At 39.9% G+C, this 730-nt stretch carries 1 protein-coding gene; it reads right to left on the bottom strand.

Translation table 11 applies throughout. The features are described 5' to 3' along the window. Window positions 1-655: HNH endonuclease family protein (locus AB4653_RS24145; RefSeq protein WP_372105507.1), on the bottom strand; the 655-nt coding region annotated here is incomplete at its 3' end. Between the last annotated feature and the right edge of the window lie 75 nt (window positions 656-730).

Genomic DNA, 730 nt, shown 5'->3' with positions numbered 1-730 from the left:
TCACTCTGTCAAAGTGATAAATGTAAGCGCACCGATATTTTAAATTTGGTGGAAGCCATTCTGTTGGAGGGGAAGCCGACTTGCTTTGGTTTAAAGAAGACTGAACAGGGAGTAAGTTACTGGCATCATTCGCAAACAATTCCTTTTCCTCTTTTGAGAAGCGCCAAGCTCCAGCGTAATGAGCAAAAGCCAGAGGTACGACATGATCTATTTGTAGGTCGCTACTTTTGTAAAAGGTCTTTCCGCTATATGGGTCATTCCATCTCCCTCTTTGGACGTAATTACCATTAGAACTGTACTTAACAATGCTCAATGACATATCTTCCAATATCTCATGTCGAGTGTTCATGCCATCATGATCAAAATCAGACCAGTGAGCATAATCAGATCTAACGTACTTAGGGATACCATTTACAGAAGTAGGTGATTGATTCGCCTTCTTATTGCCGTTGGATTTGGTAGGTCGACCACCAGCTGCAATACATTTCTCTAAGCTGGAATAAATCGTGAAGCTTTTGGTCTTTTCAAACCAGGCGCTGTTTTCATCATGGCATATGCCTGAGTTTGAAAGCTTGACCACATCTGAAGCGCCGACACAAAGTGACGTGAACAGCAATACGGTTGGTAATGTTAAACCGAAAATAATATTTTTCATAGACTCCCTCAATAAAACTAAATAATACGGTTTTATTATAGCTGTTACTCGGTAATTTTCCAATTTATACATAGT

It is taken from the genome of Vibrio sp. 10N.222.48.A3 (assembly GCF_041475345.1).
Lineage (GTDB): Bacteria > Pseudomonadota > Gammaproteobacteria > Enterobacterales > Vibrionaceae > Vibrio > Vibrio tasmaniensis_A.
The sequence above is the reverse complement of the archived record's forward strand: the minus strand, read 5'-3'. Positions and strand labels throughout refer to the sequence as shown.